Genomic DNA, 284 nt, shown 5'->3' on the forward strand with positions numbered 1-284 from the left:
GTCCGGAGGTTCCGGCGGCCATGGTGGCGTGCTCGTCGGCGCCGGTGGCGACGCCGGCGACGGTGGAGCTGGTCGCGTTGCGGGTGGGCCCGGAGGCCGCGGAGGGGACGCCGGTCTGCTCTATGGCCACGGTGGAGCCGGCGGCACCGGCGGTACCGGTGGCACCGACGGCGGTGGGGGCGGTGCCGGCGGACGCGCGGGTCTGCTCTTCGGAGCGGGCGGCGCCGGCGGCGGCGGTGGTGCCGGCCACCTCGAAGGCGGGACGAGTGGCGCCAACGGTGGGC

Annotated in this window: 1 pseudogene; it reads right to left on the bottom strand. The window is 79.2% G+C overall.

Features of this window, described 5'->3' with window-relative positions:
* Positions 1-284: pseudogene (locus BST40_RS32730) on the bottom strand (hypothetical protein); the annotation flags it as partial.

It is taken from the genome of Mycobacterium persicum, from assembly GCF_002086675.1.
In the GTDB taxonomy this organism is placed as follows: Bacteria; Actinomycetota; Actinomycetes; order Mycobacteriales; family Mycobacteriaceae; genus Mycobacterium; species Mycobacterium persicum.